Below are 17,392 nucleotides of genomic sequence, written 5' to 3' on the forward strand. Positions count from 1 at the left end.
TGTTCACACGGCTCTCCTCGCGGTGCGGCTCCCGCGCGCGGGCTTCTCACGCCCCCGGCGCGGCAGGTAGACCAGCGCTTCGGTCCCGGCGAAGCGCAGGACGAACGTCGTCACCAGCGCGAGCGCGGTGGCCGACAGCACACCCAGGTGGAACTGGTGTACGAACAGTGCGATCAGCGGGATGCGCAGCACCAGATCGGCGTTGGCGAGCAGCGCGAACCGCCCGGCGCGGTCCCCCCAGCGACGGTGGCGGCGCCGCTCGCGGAACAGCAGGTGCTCGATCAGCACGAAGTTCCAGGCGACACCGAGCTGGTTGGCGAGGATCTCCGCCGGTACGTAGTGCATGCCCACGGCGGTCAGCGCCCACAGGCCGACCAGGTTCGGCAGGAAGCCGGTCAGCCCGATCAGGCCGAAGCCGATCATGCGCGCCACCGGGGAGGCGGCGCGCAGCCCGGCCAGGTGGCGCAGGAAGCGGAAGCCTTCCTGCGCGGTCGACTTGGACTCCCCGGCGAACCGGTCCTGGAAGACGAAGGGCACCTCGGTGACCCGGCCCGGGCGGCTGCGGACGGCGAGTTCCAGGAGGATCTTGTAGCCGAGCGGCTGGAGCACCTCCGCCGTGACCGCGCTGCGGCGGATCGCGAAGAAACCGCTCATCGGGTCGCTGATGCCGTGCAGCCGGCGCGGGAACAGCGCCTTGGTCAGCCAGGTCGCCCCGCGCGAGACGAACACGCGGTAGCTGCCCGCGAGTCCGGCCCGGCTGCCGCCCTTGATGTACCGGGAGGCGACGACCAGTCCGGCGTTGGCCCGTTCGCCGGTGGCGACCAGGTCGGGCACCAGGGACGGCGGGTGCTGGCAGTCGCCGTCCATCACGACGATCCAGTCGGACGTGGCCGCCTTCAGGCCCTCGACGACCGCGCCGCCGAGCCCGCCCACCGGCTCCTCGCGGTGCAGGACGGTCACCGGGAACGGGCAGTCCTGCGCCGCCTTCTCGATGACCTCGGGCGTGTCGTCGGTGGAGTCGTCCACGAAGACGACCTCGCAGGGCAGCCGGGCCGGCACGGCCTCGGTGATCTGGTGCAGCAACTGCCGTACGTTCGCCGCCTCGTTGAACGTCGGTACGACGATGGTGACCGCGCCGGGCTCGGGGATCTCGGCGGTTTCGACGACCTCGCCGGGGACGGTGGACTCCTGGCTCATCGCGCGCCTCCGGCGGTGGTCTGGATCTGGCGGATCTCGATGCGGTCCTCGCCGGTGCCGAAGGTGGCGACCGGGTCCGAGTGCTCCATGGCGGCCTTGACGTTGGGCAGGTCGGCCGCGTCACGCCGCACGGTCGGCGAGGCGACGACGTAGTCGAGGTCCTTCCAGCCGCGCGGCATCGTCTTCGTCACCGCGGGGTCGAGGTCGGCCTTGTAGAACCAGATGACGCCGAGACCCGGCCGGTAGCCCTGGTGCACCAGGTCCAGCCAGAGCGCGTCGTCGACCAGCACACGGGTGCGCTCCGGGTCCTCGACCTGTGTGGCCAGCCACTTGGACGCCGCCACGTAGGGGGCGTTGGCGTCGGTGGTGACGGCCGTGCGGGCGCCGTCGTACCAGCGCGGCACCACGTAGGCACCGGCGGCCAGGGCGAGCACGGCGGCGAGCGCGTACCGGCCCACGCTGACGTACCGCCGCTCCGCCTGGCCGCGCCAGCGGCTCAGCACCGCGTGGGCGACGGAGGCGGTTCCTCCGGCGAGGACCAGCGCGAGGAACGGCAGGGCCTGGATGACGTACATCGCGGGCAGGTAGCCGTTGGGGCGCAGGGCCAGCGCGGCGAAGATCGCCACGGCCAGGGCCGGCCCGGCCAGGGCGCGGGCGGTGACCGACCAGCGCCAGGTGACGAGCAGGAGCAGGGCGCCCGCCAGGCCGCCGAGGGGCAGGATCTTGTCGTAGTACAGCCACGACTGGAGCACGCCCCAGGAGCCGGAGCCCTGGTCGAGGATGAAGCCCGAACCCGGCCTGGTCATCTGGTACTTGACGCCGTCCCAGAGGGACACGTGCCCGGCGCCCGGCAGCAACTCGCCCTTGAGCAGGGCGAACAGGGGGTACGAGAAGCCGATCAGGGCGCAGGCCGTGACGGCTCCGGTGAGGGCGAACTTGCGGGTGTCCCGGTGGCTGTGGCGCCACATGGTGAGGAACAGGGCGGGCAGGACGACGAGCATCGTCTCCTTGGTGAGCACGGCCGTGGCGGCCGCGATGCCCGCGCCGAAGTGGTGCCAGAGGTGGCGGCTCGGGGAGGCGGCCAGCGTGAAGGCCAGCAGCGTCCACATCACCGCGAGGTTGTCGAGGAAGATCTCCCGCTGGAGCACGACGGACAGCGGCGAGAGCCCGAAGAACACCATGCCGAGCGCGGCGGCCCAGCGGGGCAGCGCCAGGCGCCGGCCCAGCACGAAGACCAGGACCGCGCTGATGCCGCTGATCACCAGCATCGTGGCGCGCATGGTGCCCACGGTCATCGACTCGGGGCTGATCAGCGCGGGGATCCAGGTCAGCACGGCGAGCTGGATCCAGCCCAGCGGCGGGTGGTCGTACCAGTAGGTGTAGTGGGCCAGCCCATTGCCCTGCTGGACCGACCAGGCCTGGGCGAGGTAGGTGCCCTCGTCGTCGCTGAGGGCGGGGTAGTCGGCGATGTTCCAGCCCTGCACGACGAGGATCGCCAGGAGCAGCACACCGCACAGGAGCAGGTCGGGCCGGGAGGAGCGCAGCCGGCTCGGCGGCTCCACGCGGCGGTGCGCACCGGTGCGGGGCGCGGGCCGGCGCTGCGCGGGGACCTTCGGGGCGGTCACCGCGGGAAGGGTGGAGGTCACGCGGGAACGTCCTCTCGGGTCACGGGAACGTCCTGCCGGTGCGCGGCCGTCTCGTCGAGGTGTGCCCCGACATGGCTGGTCAGCTCCCAGTCGTTGCGGCCGCGCTGCTCGCGCCAGACGGCCCGCACGGCCGCGCCGGCGAGCAGGACCTGGTAGAAGGGGCCGCCCAGGATCAGCTTGAGGTAGTGCGCGAAGCGGACACGCAGCCCGTACTGCTTGCCGAAGTCGTGCAGTCCGACGACCTCGAAGACGAAGGTGACCAGGGCGGTGACGGCCGGCAGGAAGGTGATGAAGGCGATGCCGACGGGCACGTCGAGGAACAGCGCGATCGCCACGTTGAGCGGGATGATCAGGCCGGTGAAGGCCTGCATGAACGGCGTCATCAGGGTGTAGCGGGCGAGCAACCGCTGCCCGAGCGTGGGCAGTTGCCTCCAGTCCCCCTTCCGGTACACCTGGAGGAAGCCCTGGTTCCAGCGGGTGCGCTGCTTGAGCAGGGACATCAGCGAGCCCGGGGTCTCCTCCCGGGTCACCATGTCGGAGTCGTAGGCGACCACGACCTTCTTGCCGACGCTGGACAGGCGCACGCCCAGGTCGCAGTCCTCGGCGAGGCAGTCCGGGTCCCAGCCCTCGGCTTCCCGCAGGACGTCCGTGCGGACGAACACGGTGTTGCCGCCGAGCGGAATGAAACCTTTCTGCGCGTGCAGGTGGAGCCGCGAGCGGAACCAGAAGAAGTACTCCAGGCAGTTGCGCAGGCTGTACCAGCTGGAGTGGAAGTTGATCAACTGCACCCCGCCCTGGACGACGTCCGCGCCGGTGGTGCGGAAGGCGTGGTCGACGTGCGCGAGGAGCTCGGGATGGACCTGGTCCTCCGCGTCGAAGACCCCGACGACATCGCCGCGGCAGTGCGGCAGCGCCGTGTTCATGGCCTTCGGCTTGTTCTTCTTCTCATGCGTGTCGACGACCACCCGGACCCGGGGGTCACGCGCGGCGGCCCGCTCGGCCACCGCCGTGGTCTCCGGGTCGTCGTGCCCGACGATCACGATGATCTCGAAGTCGGTGTGGCTCGACTCCAGCAGCCGCTGGATCGTGTGGTCCAGCACCGCCTGTTCGTGCCGGGCGGGCAGTAACAGCGAGAACGAGACGTGCTCGTCCCCGTCCGGACTGCTGAACCGGGTGGAGGCGAGCACTTCCGGCGTACGCCAGGCGTGCATCTGCCACCACAGGGTGAACGCCGCCATCCAGAACAAGGCCAGTGAAACGGCAGCGATGAAGACAGACGTCAGCAAGCAGATCCCCCCAGATCCCAGAGCCCCCTGACGCGGCGGAGGGCCGGTGCGGCCTCGTCCACCACGTCACTGTGCAGAGATTAGGGGGGAACTGTGAAGCAGGGGGGCTGTTCAGATAAAGACCATGTTTCCGTTGATACGTGACTTCAGCCACTCAAGACCGTACGCAGCCGGTCAGGCTCGGTCGTCGGGGCATCACACGTGAAGTTACGGCAGACATAGGCGGCCGGTTCACCACCCACCAGCGGACGGTCCGCGAGCAGCGGGAACTCCTCGCTCTGCGGGGCGCCGAAGGCGACCACCGCACCCGGCGCGGTGCCCAGAAGTGCCGTGCGGTGCAGAGCCCTTGAGGCCTCGTGGTCGAGGGACGGACCCACGATCGCGACCTCGCGCGGCCCGTCCAGCACGGCCTCCGCGACGGCGAGACCCCACCCGATGAAGCGCGGCACCCGCGGCCCCAGCGCCTTGACGACACCCAACGCCCTCTCGGCGGCGGTGCGGTGCGGCTCGGAGCCGGTGTGCGCGGCATAACTCAGCAGGGCGCCCGCGGCCGCCGTCCAGCCCGAGGGAGTGGCATTGTCGGTCGGGTCCTGCGGGCGGCGGATCAGCCGCTCGGCGTCGGCGGCCGTGTCGTACAGCGAGCCCGACTCGGCATCGGTGAAGCGCTCCAGGACGTGATCGAGGAGGAACCCGGCGAACTCCAGCCACACGCCCTCGCCGGTGACGGACGCGAGCGCGAGGAAACCCTCCGCGACATCCGCGTAGTCCTCCAGGACACCGGCGTTGGCACCGGCGTGCCCGTCCTTGCTGGTGCGGGTGAGCCGGGCCTGCTCGTCCAGATGCAGCCGGACCAGCAGGTCGGCGGCGGCGACGGCGGCCTCGACCAGATCGGGCCGGTCGAAGTAGGCACCGGTCTCGGCCAGCGCCGCGATCGCCAGCCCGTTCCAGGCGGCCACGACCTTGTCGTCCCGGCCGGGCGCGGGCCGCTCGGCCCGCTCGGCGAACAGCCGCTCACGGATCGAGGCGACCTTCCCGGCGTCGGACACACCGTCGCGCACCGGCAGTTGGAGCACGGACGCGCCCTCCTCGAAGGTGCCCTCCTCGGTCACACCGAAGTGCCGGGCCGCGAGCTCGGCGTCCTCCTCACCCAGAACCTCCCGCAGCTGCGCGGGCGTCCACACGTAGTACGCGCCCTCGACGTGCCTGCCGGTGCCGTCATCGCTGTCGGCGTCCAGCGCGGAGGCGAACCCGCCCTCGGCGGTGCGCAGTTCACGCACCATGAAGTCGGCGGTCTCCAGGGCGACCCGGCGCGCCAGCTCCGAACCGGTGGAGCGCCACAGATGGGCGTACACCCGGCACAGCAGGGCGTTGTCGTACAGCATCTTCTCGAAGTGCGGCACCACCCAGTCACGGTCGACCGAGTAGCGCGCGAACCCGCCCCCGAGCTGGTCGTAGATTCCGCCCCGGGCCATGCGCTCACAGGTGTCCCGCGCCATCTGCAACGCCCCTTCGGCACCGGTGCGGGCGTGGTGGCGCAGCAGGAACTCCAGCACCATCGACGGCGGGAACTTCGGCGCCCCGCCGAAACCGCCGCGCTGCGGGTCGTACTCCCGCGTCAGCCCGAGCAACGCCTGCGCGAGCTCCTCCTCGCCGGGGGTCTGCGCGTCGCCGTAGGAGATCTCCCGCCCGGCCAGGTCCCGGACGATCTTCCCGGCGACCTCGGTCACCTCGTCCCGCCGCTCGTCCCACGCCTGGTGCACCCCCTGGAGCACCTGCCGGAAGGACGGCATGCCCTGGCGGGGAGCGGGCGGGAAGTACGTACCGAAGTAGAACGGCTCGGCGTCCGGCGTGAGGAAGACGGTCATGGGCCAGCCACCGTGCCCCGTCGCCGCCTGCACGGCCTCCATGTACACGGCGTCGACGTCGGGACGCTCTTCCCGGTCGACCTTGACGCTCACGTAGTGCGCGTTGAGGTACTCGGCGGTCTCCTGGTCCTCGAAGGACTCGTGCGCCATGACGTGACACCAGTGACACGCAGAGTATCCGACCGATAGCAGAACGGGTACATCGCGCCGTTGCGCTTCCTCGAACGCCTCGGGTCCCCACGGCCACCAGTCGACCGGATTGTCAGCGTGCTGAAGCAGATAAGGCGAGGTCACACCAGCCAGCCGGTTCATGAGACCCAGCCTCTCACAACGTCCGGCGCGTCCGGCGAAGCCTTCACGGGGATCGCTTGGCTTGGCCGACTCGCACGTGTGGGCCATCTCGTGGCGGCCAGCCTATGCCTCCTTCGAACCGGGCTGCCCGACCCCTCAGCAGGCTGGGCACAGCAGCGCCGGACCTGCCGAGTCTCGTCGGGGACACGCAAGGACGAAGGGGGCCCTCTGTCGACATCTGAGTCGCACCGACGGAAGATTTCACCCACGGAGCAGCTCCTTACGCAACCGCGCCAAGTTTCAGGATCTGGTCGCGGTTCATCGACGCGAAGCGCTACGGCCGCCCCGCTCTATTGATTCCACCAGCACCGCCAGTCGCGCGCCGTCGCGGGCGGGTGCGGGTTGACGTTTCCGACCACCAGTGACCATCCGGGTGCACCATAACCCCAGCATCGAGCGATGGGCCGGCCTCCACAACCCACTTCTTGTACGTGTGACAGTAACTGAAGTACCCTGCTGCGCATGCAAGATGAGGCCTGGTCACCGCCTGCTGTCCTACTGACGGTCGATCTCGTGATCCTGACGCTGCGCGAGAGTCGTCTGCATGTCCTCTTGGTGGAGCGGGGCGAGGACCCCTTCCGGGGCATGCTCGCGCTACCCGGAGGATTCCTCAGCCACGACGGCGAGGAGATCCTGGACGCCGCCCACCGCGAACTACGGGAGGAAACGGCCCTGACCTCCGGCTCGGTGCACCTTGAACAGCTGGCCGTCTACGGAAGCTTGGGTCGCGACCCGCGGGGCCGAGTCGTCTCCGTAGCTCACCTGGCGATCGCACCAGGGCTGCCCGACCCTGTCGCGGGGACGGATGCCACCGACGCCGCCTGGACTCCCGCAGAAGCCGTCCTGTCCGGCGAGGTTGCCCTCGCCTTCGATCACCGTCGAATCGCCGCAGATGCGATCGAACGGGCGCGCACCAAGATCGAATTTTCAGCGCTGGCGACTGCGTTCTGCGGGGAGAGCTTCACCATCGCAGAGCTTCAGCAGGTGTACGAAGCCGTCTGGGGCACACCGCTCGACACCCGCAATTTCTATCGAAAGGTCCAAGCCGCGAAGGGATTCATCGTCCCCACCGGCACTGACCGCAGGACCACGGGAGGACGGCCCGCACGGCTGTACCGGGCCGGTCCGAACACCGTGCTGTTCCCACCGCTGATCCGACCCGCGCCAACTGCGACGGAAGAGAACACGAGACGGGAAGAGGAGTAGATGCCGAAAGGCCCGGTGGTGATTCTCACCGCCCTCAATCTTGAATATCAGTCCGTGCGCCAGCGACTGGCAGATCTTCAGGTGCATCGCCATGAGCGCGGTACCCGGTTCGAAGTGGGCACCGTACGCGGCACATCGTGCCGCGTAGCGCTCGGCCTGACACACAAGGGGAACCATTCCGCCGCGGTGATCGCAGAGCGCGCGATCCAGGAGTTCTCGCCGTTGACCGTAATCTTCGTCGGCGTCGCCGGCGCCCTGTGGGACGCCACCAGGCTGGGTGACGTGGTGATGGCGTCACACGTGTATGCCTACCACGGCGGGACCAGCGAGGACGACGGACTCAAAGCCCGCCCCCGAGCGTGGGAAGCGCCGCACGGCATCAGTCAGGTCGCCTCGCACCTGGCCCGTCTGGGCGACTGGACCGACCCCACACCCGGTCACGAAGATGGACCGCAGGTGCGTTTCGGAGCGATCGCCGCAGGCGAGATCGTCCAGAATTCGCGGCTCTCGGCCGAGGCGAAATGGATCCGACAGCATTACAACGACGCCCTCGCCATCGAGATGGAGGCGGCCGGTGTGGCCCAGGCCGGCCATCTCAGCGGAGCGCCGGTGGCCATCGTCCGGGGGATCAGCGACCGGGCGGACGGCACGAAGAGCAGCTCGGAGGACCGCCGGTGGCAGCCGCGGGCCGCGGCGAACGCGGCGGCGTTCGCCGTCCGATTGGCAGTGGAACTGATACGCGAGCAGGAGGAGGCCGCAATGCCCCAGGATGGCAGGGCCCCTTCGTCCGACCGGTTTGACCGGAACGTCAGCAACACCGTCCACAACAGCACCGTCGGCATCATGGCCAGCTCAGTCACTGGCAGCAGTGTCCACATGAATGCGGCCCCTAAGGCATCCGGACCGGCGGAGCTGATCACGGAACTGAACAGCTTCCGCGATCAGCTGGGGTGGCACCGCGCCGAGGGCGCCCTCGATGAGGACAGCTACCGGGAGGCTCTGAACGATCTGGACTCCGCCCTCCGGTCGGCCGAGGAGCGCACACCTGAATCGTCGAAACGGACGGTCATGACGCTCAAGAGGCTACGTGGGCTGGTCGCGGAGTGCCCCGCGCTGGTGGCCACGTTGGCTTCCATGGTCGCAGCGGCTGGTGACCTGGCATGAGCCCCACCGAAGGTGCCACGTACAGCTCGGCCGCATACAACTCCACCATTGGGATCCAGGCCGAGACCGTACACGACTCCAACATCTACATCGTCCACCCGGACGCCTCGCCGCAGGAGAGGTACCGGGTCGGCGTGCAGCTCCTGGAGGACGGCGTACCCAGCCGAGCCCGAGAAATGATCACTGATGCGATCTCCCGCGGCCACGACAGCGCGGAGGTTCGATTCCATTGGGTGCTCGCCATGCTCAGCGCACGCACCCACCACGACCTGAGCACCGAAGAGGTCCAGCGGCTGCGCTACACCTCCAGCCTCGTACGGACCTACCCCGAGGACGAGTGGAAGGAAGCCCTGCGCGTCACTTTCGACCTGTTGGCGGTACTCAGCACCACCGGCAGCGAGACCGGCCCCGTGCTGAAGCAGCTGCAGGGCCTGCCACCCCGCCAGCACGACGCGATCCTCCGCCACCTAGACCTCATGCTCACCGGAGGGCTGAAGGACGACCTGTGGGCAGAGACCCTCGAACGGGCCCATGCAGAACGCTTCGGCAATGACCGGGGCAGACGGGTCTGGGCCTACTTCGCACCCACCCCGATGGCGCCGCGGGCCCTCGCGCCGCGCCCGAGCACTGCTGACGCAGCCAAAGCGGCCCTCCCTGTCCGGGCTGCCCTGTTCGTTGTCAGCAGTGCGCTCCTCTGGGTCCTGGCACTGGTCGCGGATCCGGGCCGGGCGATCGTCGAGTTATCGATGGCACTCGGCGCGGGCCTGACTGCGGCTCGCTTCGGCGTTCGGTGGTGGGGCCGGATGCCCAAGCCGGGTCTCGGGGCCGGGGCCCGCGTCCCACAGCCGCGCGACCCCGCCTCCGCCGAGGACGGGTTCACCAAACGCGTCCGCCATTCATTCGATCACTACTTCAGTGTGCGCAGGCCGCGCGGGTTCACCTCGGACGCCTGGCTCGCCCACACGGCGCAGATCCGCAGCAGTCTCGCCGCCGAGATCGCGGACCTCTATCGGGAGAGCCGGATTGGTGTGGAGCGGGTCGACTGGCTGATCCGGTACCTCGCCGAGAACGCCCGAGATCGCTACAACAACGGCACCTTGTCCGATCAGCACCGCCAGGACCAGACTCCGGGCAGGACGAAGGCTCTGACCATTGCGGCCCTCACGGTTCTCGGTGCGGCGGCTCTGTCCGCGTTCGGCACGGCAGCCTCCGCGGGCGCCCAACCACAAGCTCTGTGGGCGTTCCTGGCCGTGCTCGGTGCGGCCTGGTCCGGGCACGCGACCGCTTACCGATGGCTGGAGGTACGGCGTGAAGAGCACCGGCTGGACCGGGAGGCTCAGGAGTACACCGAGAAGTTGACCGCACGACAGATCGCCTACCAGCGCTGGCAGTCGTTCCTGGACGCCACGCGCCCCAGCGAACTGGAGATGGAGACCTGGCTCGCTTGCGACAAGTCGACGTTCGTCGATGCGGCACTCCGGCACCACCGGCTCACCTGGCGCGACCTGATCACCCACACCATCCTGGTAGCCCCGGCTCCTTCGTACAAACGAGGCCGGGTCCGAGGCGGCCCATGGCGGTACTCGCACTACGTCTTCCGCCTGTTCCTATTCACCCAGGACGGTATCCGCGAGGTCAGTGCGGAGTTCAATTTCTCCGACGCGACGCGCAGGAATGAGCAGCGGAGCAACTACCGGTTCGACGCACTGACCTCCGTGCAGGTGACGGAGAACGACATCGGCTACGACCTGGAGCTCGTCCTCACCAACGGACCGGCAAGGAAGATGCGCGTCAAGGACGCCGACGCCCATCAACTGGCACCGACCGAGAATGCGCAGGAAATTACCGAGATCAACCTCAGCTCGGCCGGCACCACCCACACCTTCCGCCTCCTGGAAGGTATAGCGGCGGACGGGAAGAACTGGCTCGAACGGCACGGCCCCGACAGTCTGGCGCCCTTCCAGATCGCTGTCTGATCCTTGACTCGAGCATAGGAGTGCCTGTGACCCGCACGGACGACGTCACCGAGGGCAAGATCCTTCTGGCCGAGTACGACCGGCTCAAGGAGGAACAGAAGACCCGTATAGGGTTTCGCGACAATCTGCTCTACTTCACGCTCGCCGCTGCCACTGCGGTCGTGGCGATCACCGCCCAGAGCGGACAGTCCCGGCTATTGCTCTCCGTCCCCGCGATCTGCCTGATCCTGGGCTGGACCTACCTGGTCAACGACGAGAAGATCTCGGCGATCGGCTGCTACGTACGCGACCGGCTAGGACCGCGCCTGAGGCAACTGGCCTCCGCCGATGGCGCAGTTTTCGGCTGGGAGGTCTACCACCGCAACGTTTCGGGCCGCACTGTGCGCAAGCGGCTGCAGACTGCGGTGGACCTGTTCACGTATCTGGTCCTGCCCATGGTCTGCACGACCGCATTCTGGTGCTCTCCCGTCATTCAGCCCCTTCTCATGCTCACTTCTCTCGGGCAGACGCTCGCCCTTGCCGTACTGGGCTGGCAGTTCCTGCGTCGTAGGGAGCGGTAGCGACAGTCCCCGAGACGCCTCCTCCGACCACAGCCACCAGTCGACGGGGGGACTGGAGCAGGTACGGGGACGTCTCGTGCGCCAGTCGGTTCGGCATGCTTCCATCCTGCCTCACGTCGGCCGCCCGGCCACGGAACGCGCACCTGCTGCCTGCGGGCGGCGCGCAGGTCACCGGACCGCAACCGTTGATCGTCACCCCCTCGCGCTCACGCCTCCCACCAAGGACACTCATAGGCCCAGGAGTTGTGGCCGGAGGGGGACCTGACATGCGGGACAGTCATCGGGTGGAGGCCGAGCGGCTGTTGCAGCGGGCCGTGGAGGAGGAGGTGCGGCGTTCGGGCGGGCGCAGCGACGGGAAGGTGCTGCTCGCACGGGCCCGCGGGGCGCTCGACCTCATGGCGCGCAGCGCGTCCGAGGAGTACGAGGCCTATACGCGCGCCCTGGACGAGGCGGCGGCCGGTCAGCTGACCTTCGCGGAGCGCTACGCCCGGGAGGGTGGCGGGACGCCGCTGCTGGTGGCGGGGGTGGCGGCGGTCGCGGCCGTGGTCGCCGACCTGACGCTCGGCACGGGGACCGGGACCGCTCTGGGGGCGGGTGTGACGGTGGGTGTCGTGGGGGCGGCGGCGACGGTGGTGAAGGTGGTCGGTTCGCATCTGCCGGCCGCGAGCCGCCGCGCCGGTGCCGTGAGCCAGCCGGGCGGGCCCGAGCAGTTGCGGCTCCAGTGGCTGACGGCGCTGGAGGTGCGGGGCATCCGGCCGTTCCTTGACCAGCAGCGGGTGCTGGCGGCGTCGACCGGGCCGAAGAAGACCGGGCCCCGGCTGCGGGGCGCGGACAAGAGCGCCGCTGCGCGCGGGCGCAATGTGCTGGAGCAGTCCTTCGCGCAGCTCCCCGAGCCGGCGGAGCCCTTCGCGGGGCGGCGGCAGGCGCTGGCGCAGATCCGGCAGTGGGTGCAGGCGGCCCGGGCGAGCACGGAGACGCAGCCGACCGTGGTGGTGCTGCACGGCCCGTCCGGCAGCGGCCGTACGGCGCTCGCGGTGCACGCCGCGCACGATCTGAAGGACTACTTCCGGGGTGCCTGCGTCGTCGATCTGCGCGCCGACGGGCCGGGCGAGTCCCCGCTGTCCACCCGTGACGCCCTGCTGCATCTGCTGAACCGGCTCGGCGCGCCCCGCGAGCAACTGCTGTTCCGCGAGCGCTCCTCCCCCGACCAGCAGGTCAAACGGCTGAGCGAGCTGTACCACCAGCATCTGACGGGCCTGCCGGTCACGGTCGTCCTCGATGACGCCGCCGACGCCGAGCAGATCCGTGCCCTGGTCCCGGAGCGGTCCGACAGCCTGGTGCTGGTGACGGCGCGGGGCCCGCTGGAGCTGGCGGGTCTGCCCGCTCGGGTGCACCAGCTGGCGGTGGCCGCGCTGGACGCGGCGGGCGCGGAGGAGCTGCTGGGCGCGGCGGCGCAGGATCGTTCCGGGCCGTACGACGCGGAGTCCGCTGACCGGGTCCGGGAGCTGTGCGGCGGGCTGCCGCTGGCGCTGCGCATCGCCGGTTCGTGCCTGGGCCCGCGCTCCCCCCGGGCACTGGCCACGGACCTCGCCGCGTACGGCCCGGTCGAGCCGGTGGAGCGTGCCCTGTGGCTGCGCTACACCGACCAGCCGGAGACCGTACGGCGGCTGCTGCGCCGGCTGGCCCTGGCCGGCCGGGCCTCGCTCGGGGCCGCCGCGGCCGCCGCGCTGCTGGCCACGGACGAGGCGGAGGCCAAGCGCCATCTGCAGACCCTGACCCGAGCCGGCCTGATCGACCACGTCCGCGGCGATCGCTACCGGCTGCACGACCTGGTGCGTTCCTTCGCCCAGGCGCGCCTTCTCGACGAGGAGGAGCCGGCCGAGCGCACGGCCGCGCAGGAGCGGCTGATCGTGAACTACGCCGAGCTGGCCGACTCGGTGCTGCGCATGGTCGACGGCAACATGTCGACCCGCACCAACCGCTTCAGCCCGTACGGCTTCACCTCCCTCGACGAGGCGCTGCGCTGGCTGGACGACGAGTCGAGCTTCATCACGGCGGCGCTGCGGCACGCCGAGGGCGTGGACCAGGCGGCGGTGCTGAACCTGCTGGGTGCCCTGTGCGACTACTGCCTGCTGCGCGGCGACCTGTACCGCCTGGGCGAGATCAGTGAGCTGGCCCAGGCGGTGGACGAGGGGCTGCTGGTCCGCTCGGTGCAGTGGCGCACGGGTATCGCGGCGCGGCAGCTGGGCGAGCTGGACAAGGCCCGTACGACGCTCGCGTCGGTCGTGGATCTCTACCGGGAGGCCCATCACGACGCCGGGGCCGCGCGTGCCCTGTGCTCCCTCGGCATCACCCTGCACCACCAGGGCAATCTGACGGAGGCGTCGGAGAAGCTCCGCGAGGCTTTGGCTCTCCAGTCCTCCCCCGCGCTGGCCGTGGACCGGGCATGGACGATGCACGCGCTCGCGGCGGTGGAGCGGGACCGGGCCCGGCTGGCCCAGGCGCTGGAGCTGCTGACCGAGTCGCTGGTGCTGCACCGGCGGGGCGAGTCCGTGCACGGTCAGGCGTGGGCGCACTTCCAGCTGGGGCAGCTCGGTCTGCGCATGGGGGACGTGCCGCGTGCCGAGTCGGAGCTGCGGGCGGCGCTCGACCTGTACGGACGGACCCGTGACGCCCGTGGGGAGGCCTGGGCCCTGACGCAGCTGGCCCGGGCGCTGCTGGTGGCCGGGGACGCGTCACCGGCGGTGGAGGAACTGCGCGGGGCGGCGGCCCGGCACCGTGACAACGAGGACGCGCGCGGCGAGGCCTGGACGCTGTACTACCTGGGCCAGGCCCTTGAGGAGACGGGCGACCTCGACCAGGCGGTCCGCGAACTGGAACGCGCCCGCACGATGTTCTCGCGCATGCGGGACGTCTACGGCCTGGCCTGCGCCCGCCACCACTCCGCCCGCGTCACCCGCGACCAGCGAGCGGCCCAGACGGGCTCGCTGCGCAACTCTGGCTTCGCCCGCCAGCTGCTGGTCGACGCCCGGGCCGACTTCCAGCGCATCGGCGTCGCCCACGGCGAGGCGTGGACGTGCCTGGAGCTGGCGGTCGTCGACGCGGGCAACGCCCGCACGCAGCAGGCCCTGGCCCTGTGCGACGAGGCGGTGGAGCTGTTCACGTCCTACGGCGACCGCCGGGGCGAGGACTGGGCCCGCTTCCTGCGCTGCACCCTGCTTCCCTATGCCGCCCCGGGCGGCATGGAGGTCGGCACGGCGGTGGCCCAGGAGGAGCTGACCCGGTTGTCGCGTGCGGGCCACGACCTGCGGGACGGCAAGCTGGACGACTACATCGACGCCTTCCAGCTCCTGCTGGAACGCGGCGTGACCCTGGAGGCGGGCTGGCAGGCCTGGCGCCTGGGCATGGTGCCGAACCGGCATGCGCGCGAGGTGATGGGGGTGCCGGTCCCGACGGGAGGGGGGTGACGCCCCCGCGGATCGTCGGGGGACGCCGCCGAGCCCTGCCCCCTCGCCACTGCTTCGTCCGGGGGAAGGGCCCGTCGGGCGCGCGCTCCGGTCATCTGCGGCCGGAGACGGCACACCTTCCGCTGTCAGTGGCCGCGCACTCCCGGGGGAGGACACCGGCCGGGCCGCCGGGTGCCGACCGTCTCCGGACGGTCGGCCGCTCCGGGCGGTCAGCCGTTCCGAACAGCACAGCTAGCCGCTCCGGACGGCTAGCCGTTTCCGGACGGCTTCTTGCCGGCGCCGGCGGCGCTCTCGGCCGACTCCTCCGACGCGGCCGGTTCCGCCGGTTCCGGCTGCTCCGACCTCGGCTCCGGGACCTGCTTGAAGTCCACCCGGTTCATGTGCCGGCTCATGGACTTCATCAGGGCCCACACCGCCAGGGCCATCGCCGCGAAGACGATGAAACCGAGGACGCCGGGGGTGACCTTGTCCTCGTCGACCTCCTTGGCGAAGGTGACGAGGTGCGTCATTGCCAGGCTTGCGCTTGCGCTCATGTCAGGCATTGTCGCGGATGCCCGCAAAGAGGTCGTCCTCGGGGAGGGAGGTATCGACGAGGGACTTCGCCAGCTCGTACTCCTCGGTCGGCCAGACCTCCTTCTGGATCTCCATCGGCACCTTGAACCAGCCGCCGTCCGGGTCGATCTGCGTGGCGTGGGCGATCAGCGCCTTGTCGCGGATCTCGTAGAACTCGGCGCAGGGGATGTGCGTGGTGAGCGTGCGCTGCTTCATGCCGAATTCCTCCCAGCGCTTGAGCCAGTCCCCGTAGGGGGACTCCATGCCGCGGTCCAGCATCGCCTGGTGCAGGGCCTCGGTGCGCGGGCGGTTGAAGCCCTGGTTGTAGTAGAGCTTCTGCGGCTGGTAGGCGGGGCCGTACTCGGCCTCCGGGTACTTCTCGGTGTCCGCCGCCGACTCGAACGCCACCATCGAGATCTTGTGGGTCATGATGTGGTCGGGGTGCGGGTAGCCGCCGTTCTCGTCGTAGGTGGTGATCACCTGCGGGCGGAACGCGCGGATCTTGCGCACCAGCTCACCGGCCGCGTGGTCCACGTCCTCCAGGGCGAAGCAGCCCTCGGGCAGCGGCGGCAGCGGGTCCCCCTCGGGCAGGCCGGAGTCGACGAAGCCGAGCCACTCCTGCTTGACGCCCAGGATCTCCCGGGCCTCGTCCATCTCCTTCTTGCGCACCTCGTGAATGTGCTCCTCGATGTACGCGTCGCCCTGGAGCTTCGGATTGAGGATGGAGCCGCGTTCCCCGCCCGTGCAGGTCACGACCAGCACGTCCACCCCCTCGGACACGTACTTCGCCATGGTCGCGGCGCCCTTGCTCGACTCGTCGTCGGGGTGGGCGTGAACGGCCATCAGTCGCAACTGGTCAGTCAAGACTCAATCCTCAGTAAGTCGGCGCCCTGTGTGCGTCGGCGCAATCAGCGGCTTCTATAGTGACCGAATCGGGGGGCGAATAATTCCGGGGCCCTGCCCTGGAGCCCCTTCCGGGACCTGCGTCCCGGCCCGGCCTGGAGGACGATCATGAGTACGGCGAGCACACGACCGCCCGAGGGCCGATACGGCCGTTCCTCGGACGAGCGCGCCGACCGCACGCTCAAGGTCGTGGGCGCCGTCCTCGCGGTGGCGCTGCTGGGGCTCGTCGGCTACTTCGGCTACCACTACGTCGCCAAGAACGAGATCAGCGCCGAGGTGATCAGCTTCGAGCCGGGCAAGGAGTCCGTGCGGGTGCATCTGGAGGTCCGCAAGGACGCCGGCACCGACGGCTACTGCACCGTGCGCTCACAGGCCGAGAACGGGGCCGAGGTGGGCCGGGCCGACTTCCGCTTCGGCGGGGACGACACCCGCATCGACAAGGTCGTCACTCTCCGTACGACCTCTCCGGGGACCACGGCCGAGCTGCTGGGCTGCCACGCCGGCTGACGACAGCGCGACGTCACCTGGAATGCGTAGAGGCTGACCTGCATTGACGTGATTCTGGTCGCTTATGTCCTCCCCCTTCGGGCCCTGAATTGTTAGGCTCGTGGTTTCGCCCTTCCGTGAAGGAACATTCTTCTGGGTAGGGCGATGCTTTGTATTCCCAGTACCTACGAGGAGCACCTGTGACCCAGACCAGCGAGAACGTCACCTGGCTGACCCAGGAGGCGTACAACAAGCTCAAGGCTGAGCTTGAGTACCTTACTGGTCCCGCGCGGGCGGAGATCTCCGCGAAGATCGCCGCGGCGCGCGAGGAGGGCGACCTGCGTGAGAACGGCGGGTACCACGCGGCCAAGGAGGAGCAGGGCAAGCAGGAGCTCCGTGTGCGCCAGCTCACCCAGCTCCTGGAGAGCGCCAAGGTCGGTGAGGCGCCTGCGGCGGACGGCGCGGTGGCGCCCGGCATGGTCGTCACGATCGCGTTCGACGGCGACGAGGACGACACGCTGACGTTCCTGCTCGCCTCCCGCGAGTACGCGAGCTCCGACATCGAGACGTACTCGCCGCAGTCCCCGCTGGGCACCGGCGTGATCGGCCACAAGGTCGGCGAGGACGCGGAGTACGAGCTGCCGAACGGCAAGAAGGCCCTGGTGAAGATCCTCAAGGCCGAACCGTACGAGGGCTGACCCGCCGTCTTCCGAGCCCTGAGCTGCCCCCGGCG

General features: G+C 69.8%; 13 protein-coding genes. 7 read left to right on the forward strand and 6 right to left on the reverse strand.

Annotated elements, in window-relative coordinates:
- Positions 1–3: 3 nt before the first annotated feature.
- The 4 genes from AB0I06_RS10560 to AB0I06_RS10575 all read right to left on the reverse strand — a co-directional run bounded on the left by AB0I06_RS10560 (position 4) and on the right by AB0I06_RS10575 (position 6,306).
- Entirely contained in the window at positions 4–1,197 is a 1,194-nt protein-coding gene (locus tag AB0I06_RS10560) for a glycosyltransferase family 2 protein (RefSeq protein WP_363118383.1), read from the reverse strand.
- Positions 1,194–2,843, reverse strand: coding sequence for a phospholipid carrier-dependent glycosyltransferase (locus tag AB0I06_RS10565; RefSeq protein ID WP_363118384.1), 1,650 nt, complete (start codon positions 2,841–2,843; stop codon positions 1,194–1,196). Before AB0I06_RS10565 ends, AB0I06_RS10560 begins: the two co-directional genes overlap by 4 nt.
- Entirely contained in the window at positions 2,840–4,129 is a 1,290-nt protein-coding gene (locus tag AB0I06_RS10570) for a glycosyltransferase (protein WP_363118385.1), read from the reverse strand. Before AB0I06_RS10570 ends, AB0I06_RS10565 begins: the two co-directional genes overlap by 4 nt.
- A gap of 146 nt (positions 4,130–4,275) precedes the next feature.
- Positions 4,276–6,306, reverse strand: coding sequence for a thioredoxin domain-containing protein (locus tag AB0I06_RS10575; protein ID WP_363118386.1), 2,031 nt, complete (start codon positions 6,304–6,306; stop codon positions 4,276–4,278).
- Between the two features lie 501 nt (positions 6,307–6,807).
- Here AB0I06_RS10575 and AB0I06_RS10580 point away from each other — a divergent pair.
- From AB0I06_RS10580 to AB0I06_RS10600, 5 genes are all read left to right on the forward strand, one after another.
- Positions 6,808–7,551, forward strand: a complete 744-nt coding sequence (locus AB0I06_RS10580) for an NUDIX domain-containing protein (RefSeq protein WP_363118387.1) — start codon at positions 6,808–6,810, stop codon at positions 7,549–7,551.
- On the forward strand, positions 7,552–8,715 hold the full coding sequence (locus AB0I06_RS10585; protein WP_363118388.1) for a 5'-methylthioadenosine/S-adenosylhomocysteine nucleosidase: 1,164 nt from the start codon (positions 7,552–7,554) through the stop codon (positions 8,713–8,715).
- Positions 8,712–10,691 carry a hypothetical protein gene (locus AB0I06_RS10590; protein WP_363118389.1) on the forward strand — a complete coding sequence of 660 codons (1,980 nt, stop codon included), beginning with the start codon at positions 8,712–8,714 and terminating at the stop codon, positions 10,689–10,691. The genes AB0I06_RS10585 and AB0I06_RS10590 overlap by 4 nt, the downstream gene beginning before the upstream one ends.
- 26 nt (positions 10,692–10,717) lie before the next feature.
- Positions 10,718–11,251: a hypothetical protein gene (locus AB0I06_RS10595; RefSeq protein ID WP_363118390.1), complete on the forward strand. Its 534-nt coding sequence runs from the start codon at positions 10,718–10,720 to the stop codon at positions 11,249–11,251.
- A 266-nt stretch (positions 11,252–11,517) separates the two neighbouring features.
- A complete protein-coding gene (locus AB0I06_RS10600; protein ID WP_363118391.1) occupies positions 11,518–14,718 on the forward strand; it encodes a tetratricopeptide repeat protein in 3,201 nt (1,066 codons plus the stop codon).
- A 248-nt stretch (positions 14,719–14,966) separates the two neighbouring features.
- Here AB0I06_RS10600 and AB0I06_RS10605 read toward each other — a convergent pair whose 3' ends face one another.
- Both AB0I06_RS10605 and mca read right to left on the reverse strand, forming a co-directional pair.
- A complete protein-coding gene (locus tag AB0I06_RS10605) occupies positions 14,967–15,260 on the reverse strand; it encodes a hypothetical protein (RefSeq protein ID WP_363118393.1) in 294 nt (97 codons plus the stop codon).
- Positions 15,253–16,134 (reverse strand): mycothiol conjugate amidase Mca, encoded by an 882-nt coding sequence (gene mca, locus AB0I06_RS10610; RefSeq protein WP_363118394.1) that lies wholly within the window; start codon positions 16,132–16,134, stop codon positions 15,253–15,255. Before mca ends, AB0I06_RS10605 begins: the two co-directional genes overlap by 8 nt.
- A 147-nt stretch (positions 16,135–16,281) precedes the next feature.
- On the opposite strand from mca, the gene AB0I06_RS10615 reads away from it, so the two are divergent.
- Positions 16,282–16,680, forward strand: a complete 399-nt coding sequence (locus AB0I06_RS10615) for a DUF4307 domain-containing protein (protein ID WP_363118395.1) — start codon at positions 16,282–16,284, stop codon at positions 16,678–16,680.
- A gap of 179 nt (positions 16,681–16,859) precedes the next feature.
- Entirely contained in the window at positions 16,860–17,357 is a 498-nt protein-coding gene (greA, locus tag AB0I06_RS10620) for a transcription elongation factor GreA (RefSeq protein WP_363118396.1), read from the forward strand.
- Positions 17,358–17,392: the final 35 nt, after the last annotated feature.

The organism is Streptomyces sp. NPDC050674 (genome assembly GCF_040654575.1).
Lineage (GTDB): Bacteria > Actinomycetota > Actinomycetes > Streptomycetales > Streptomycetaceae > Streptomyces.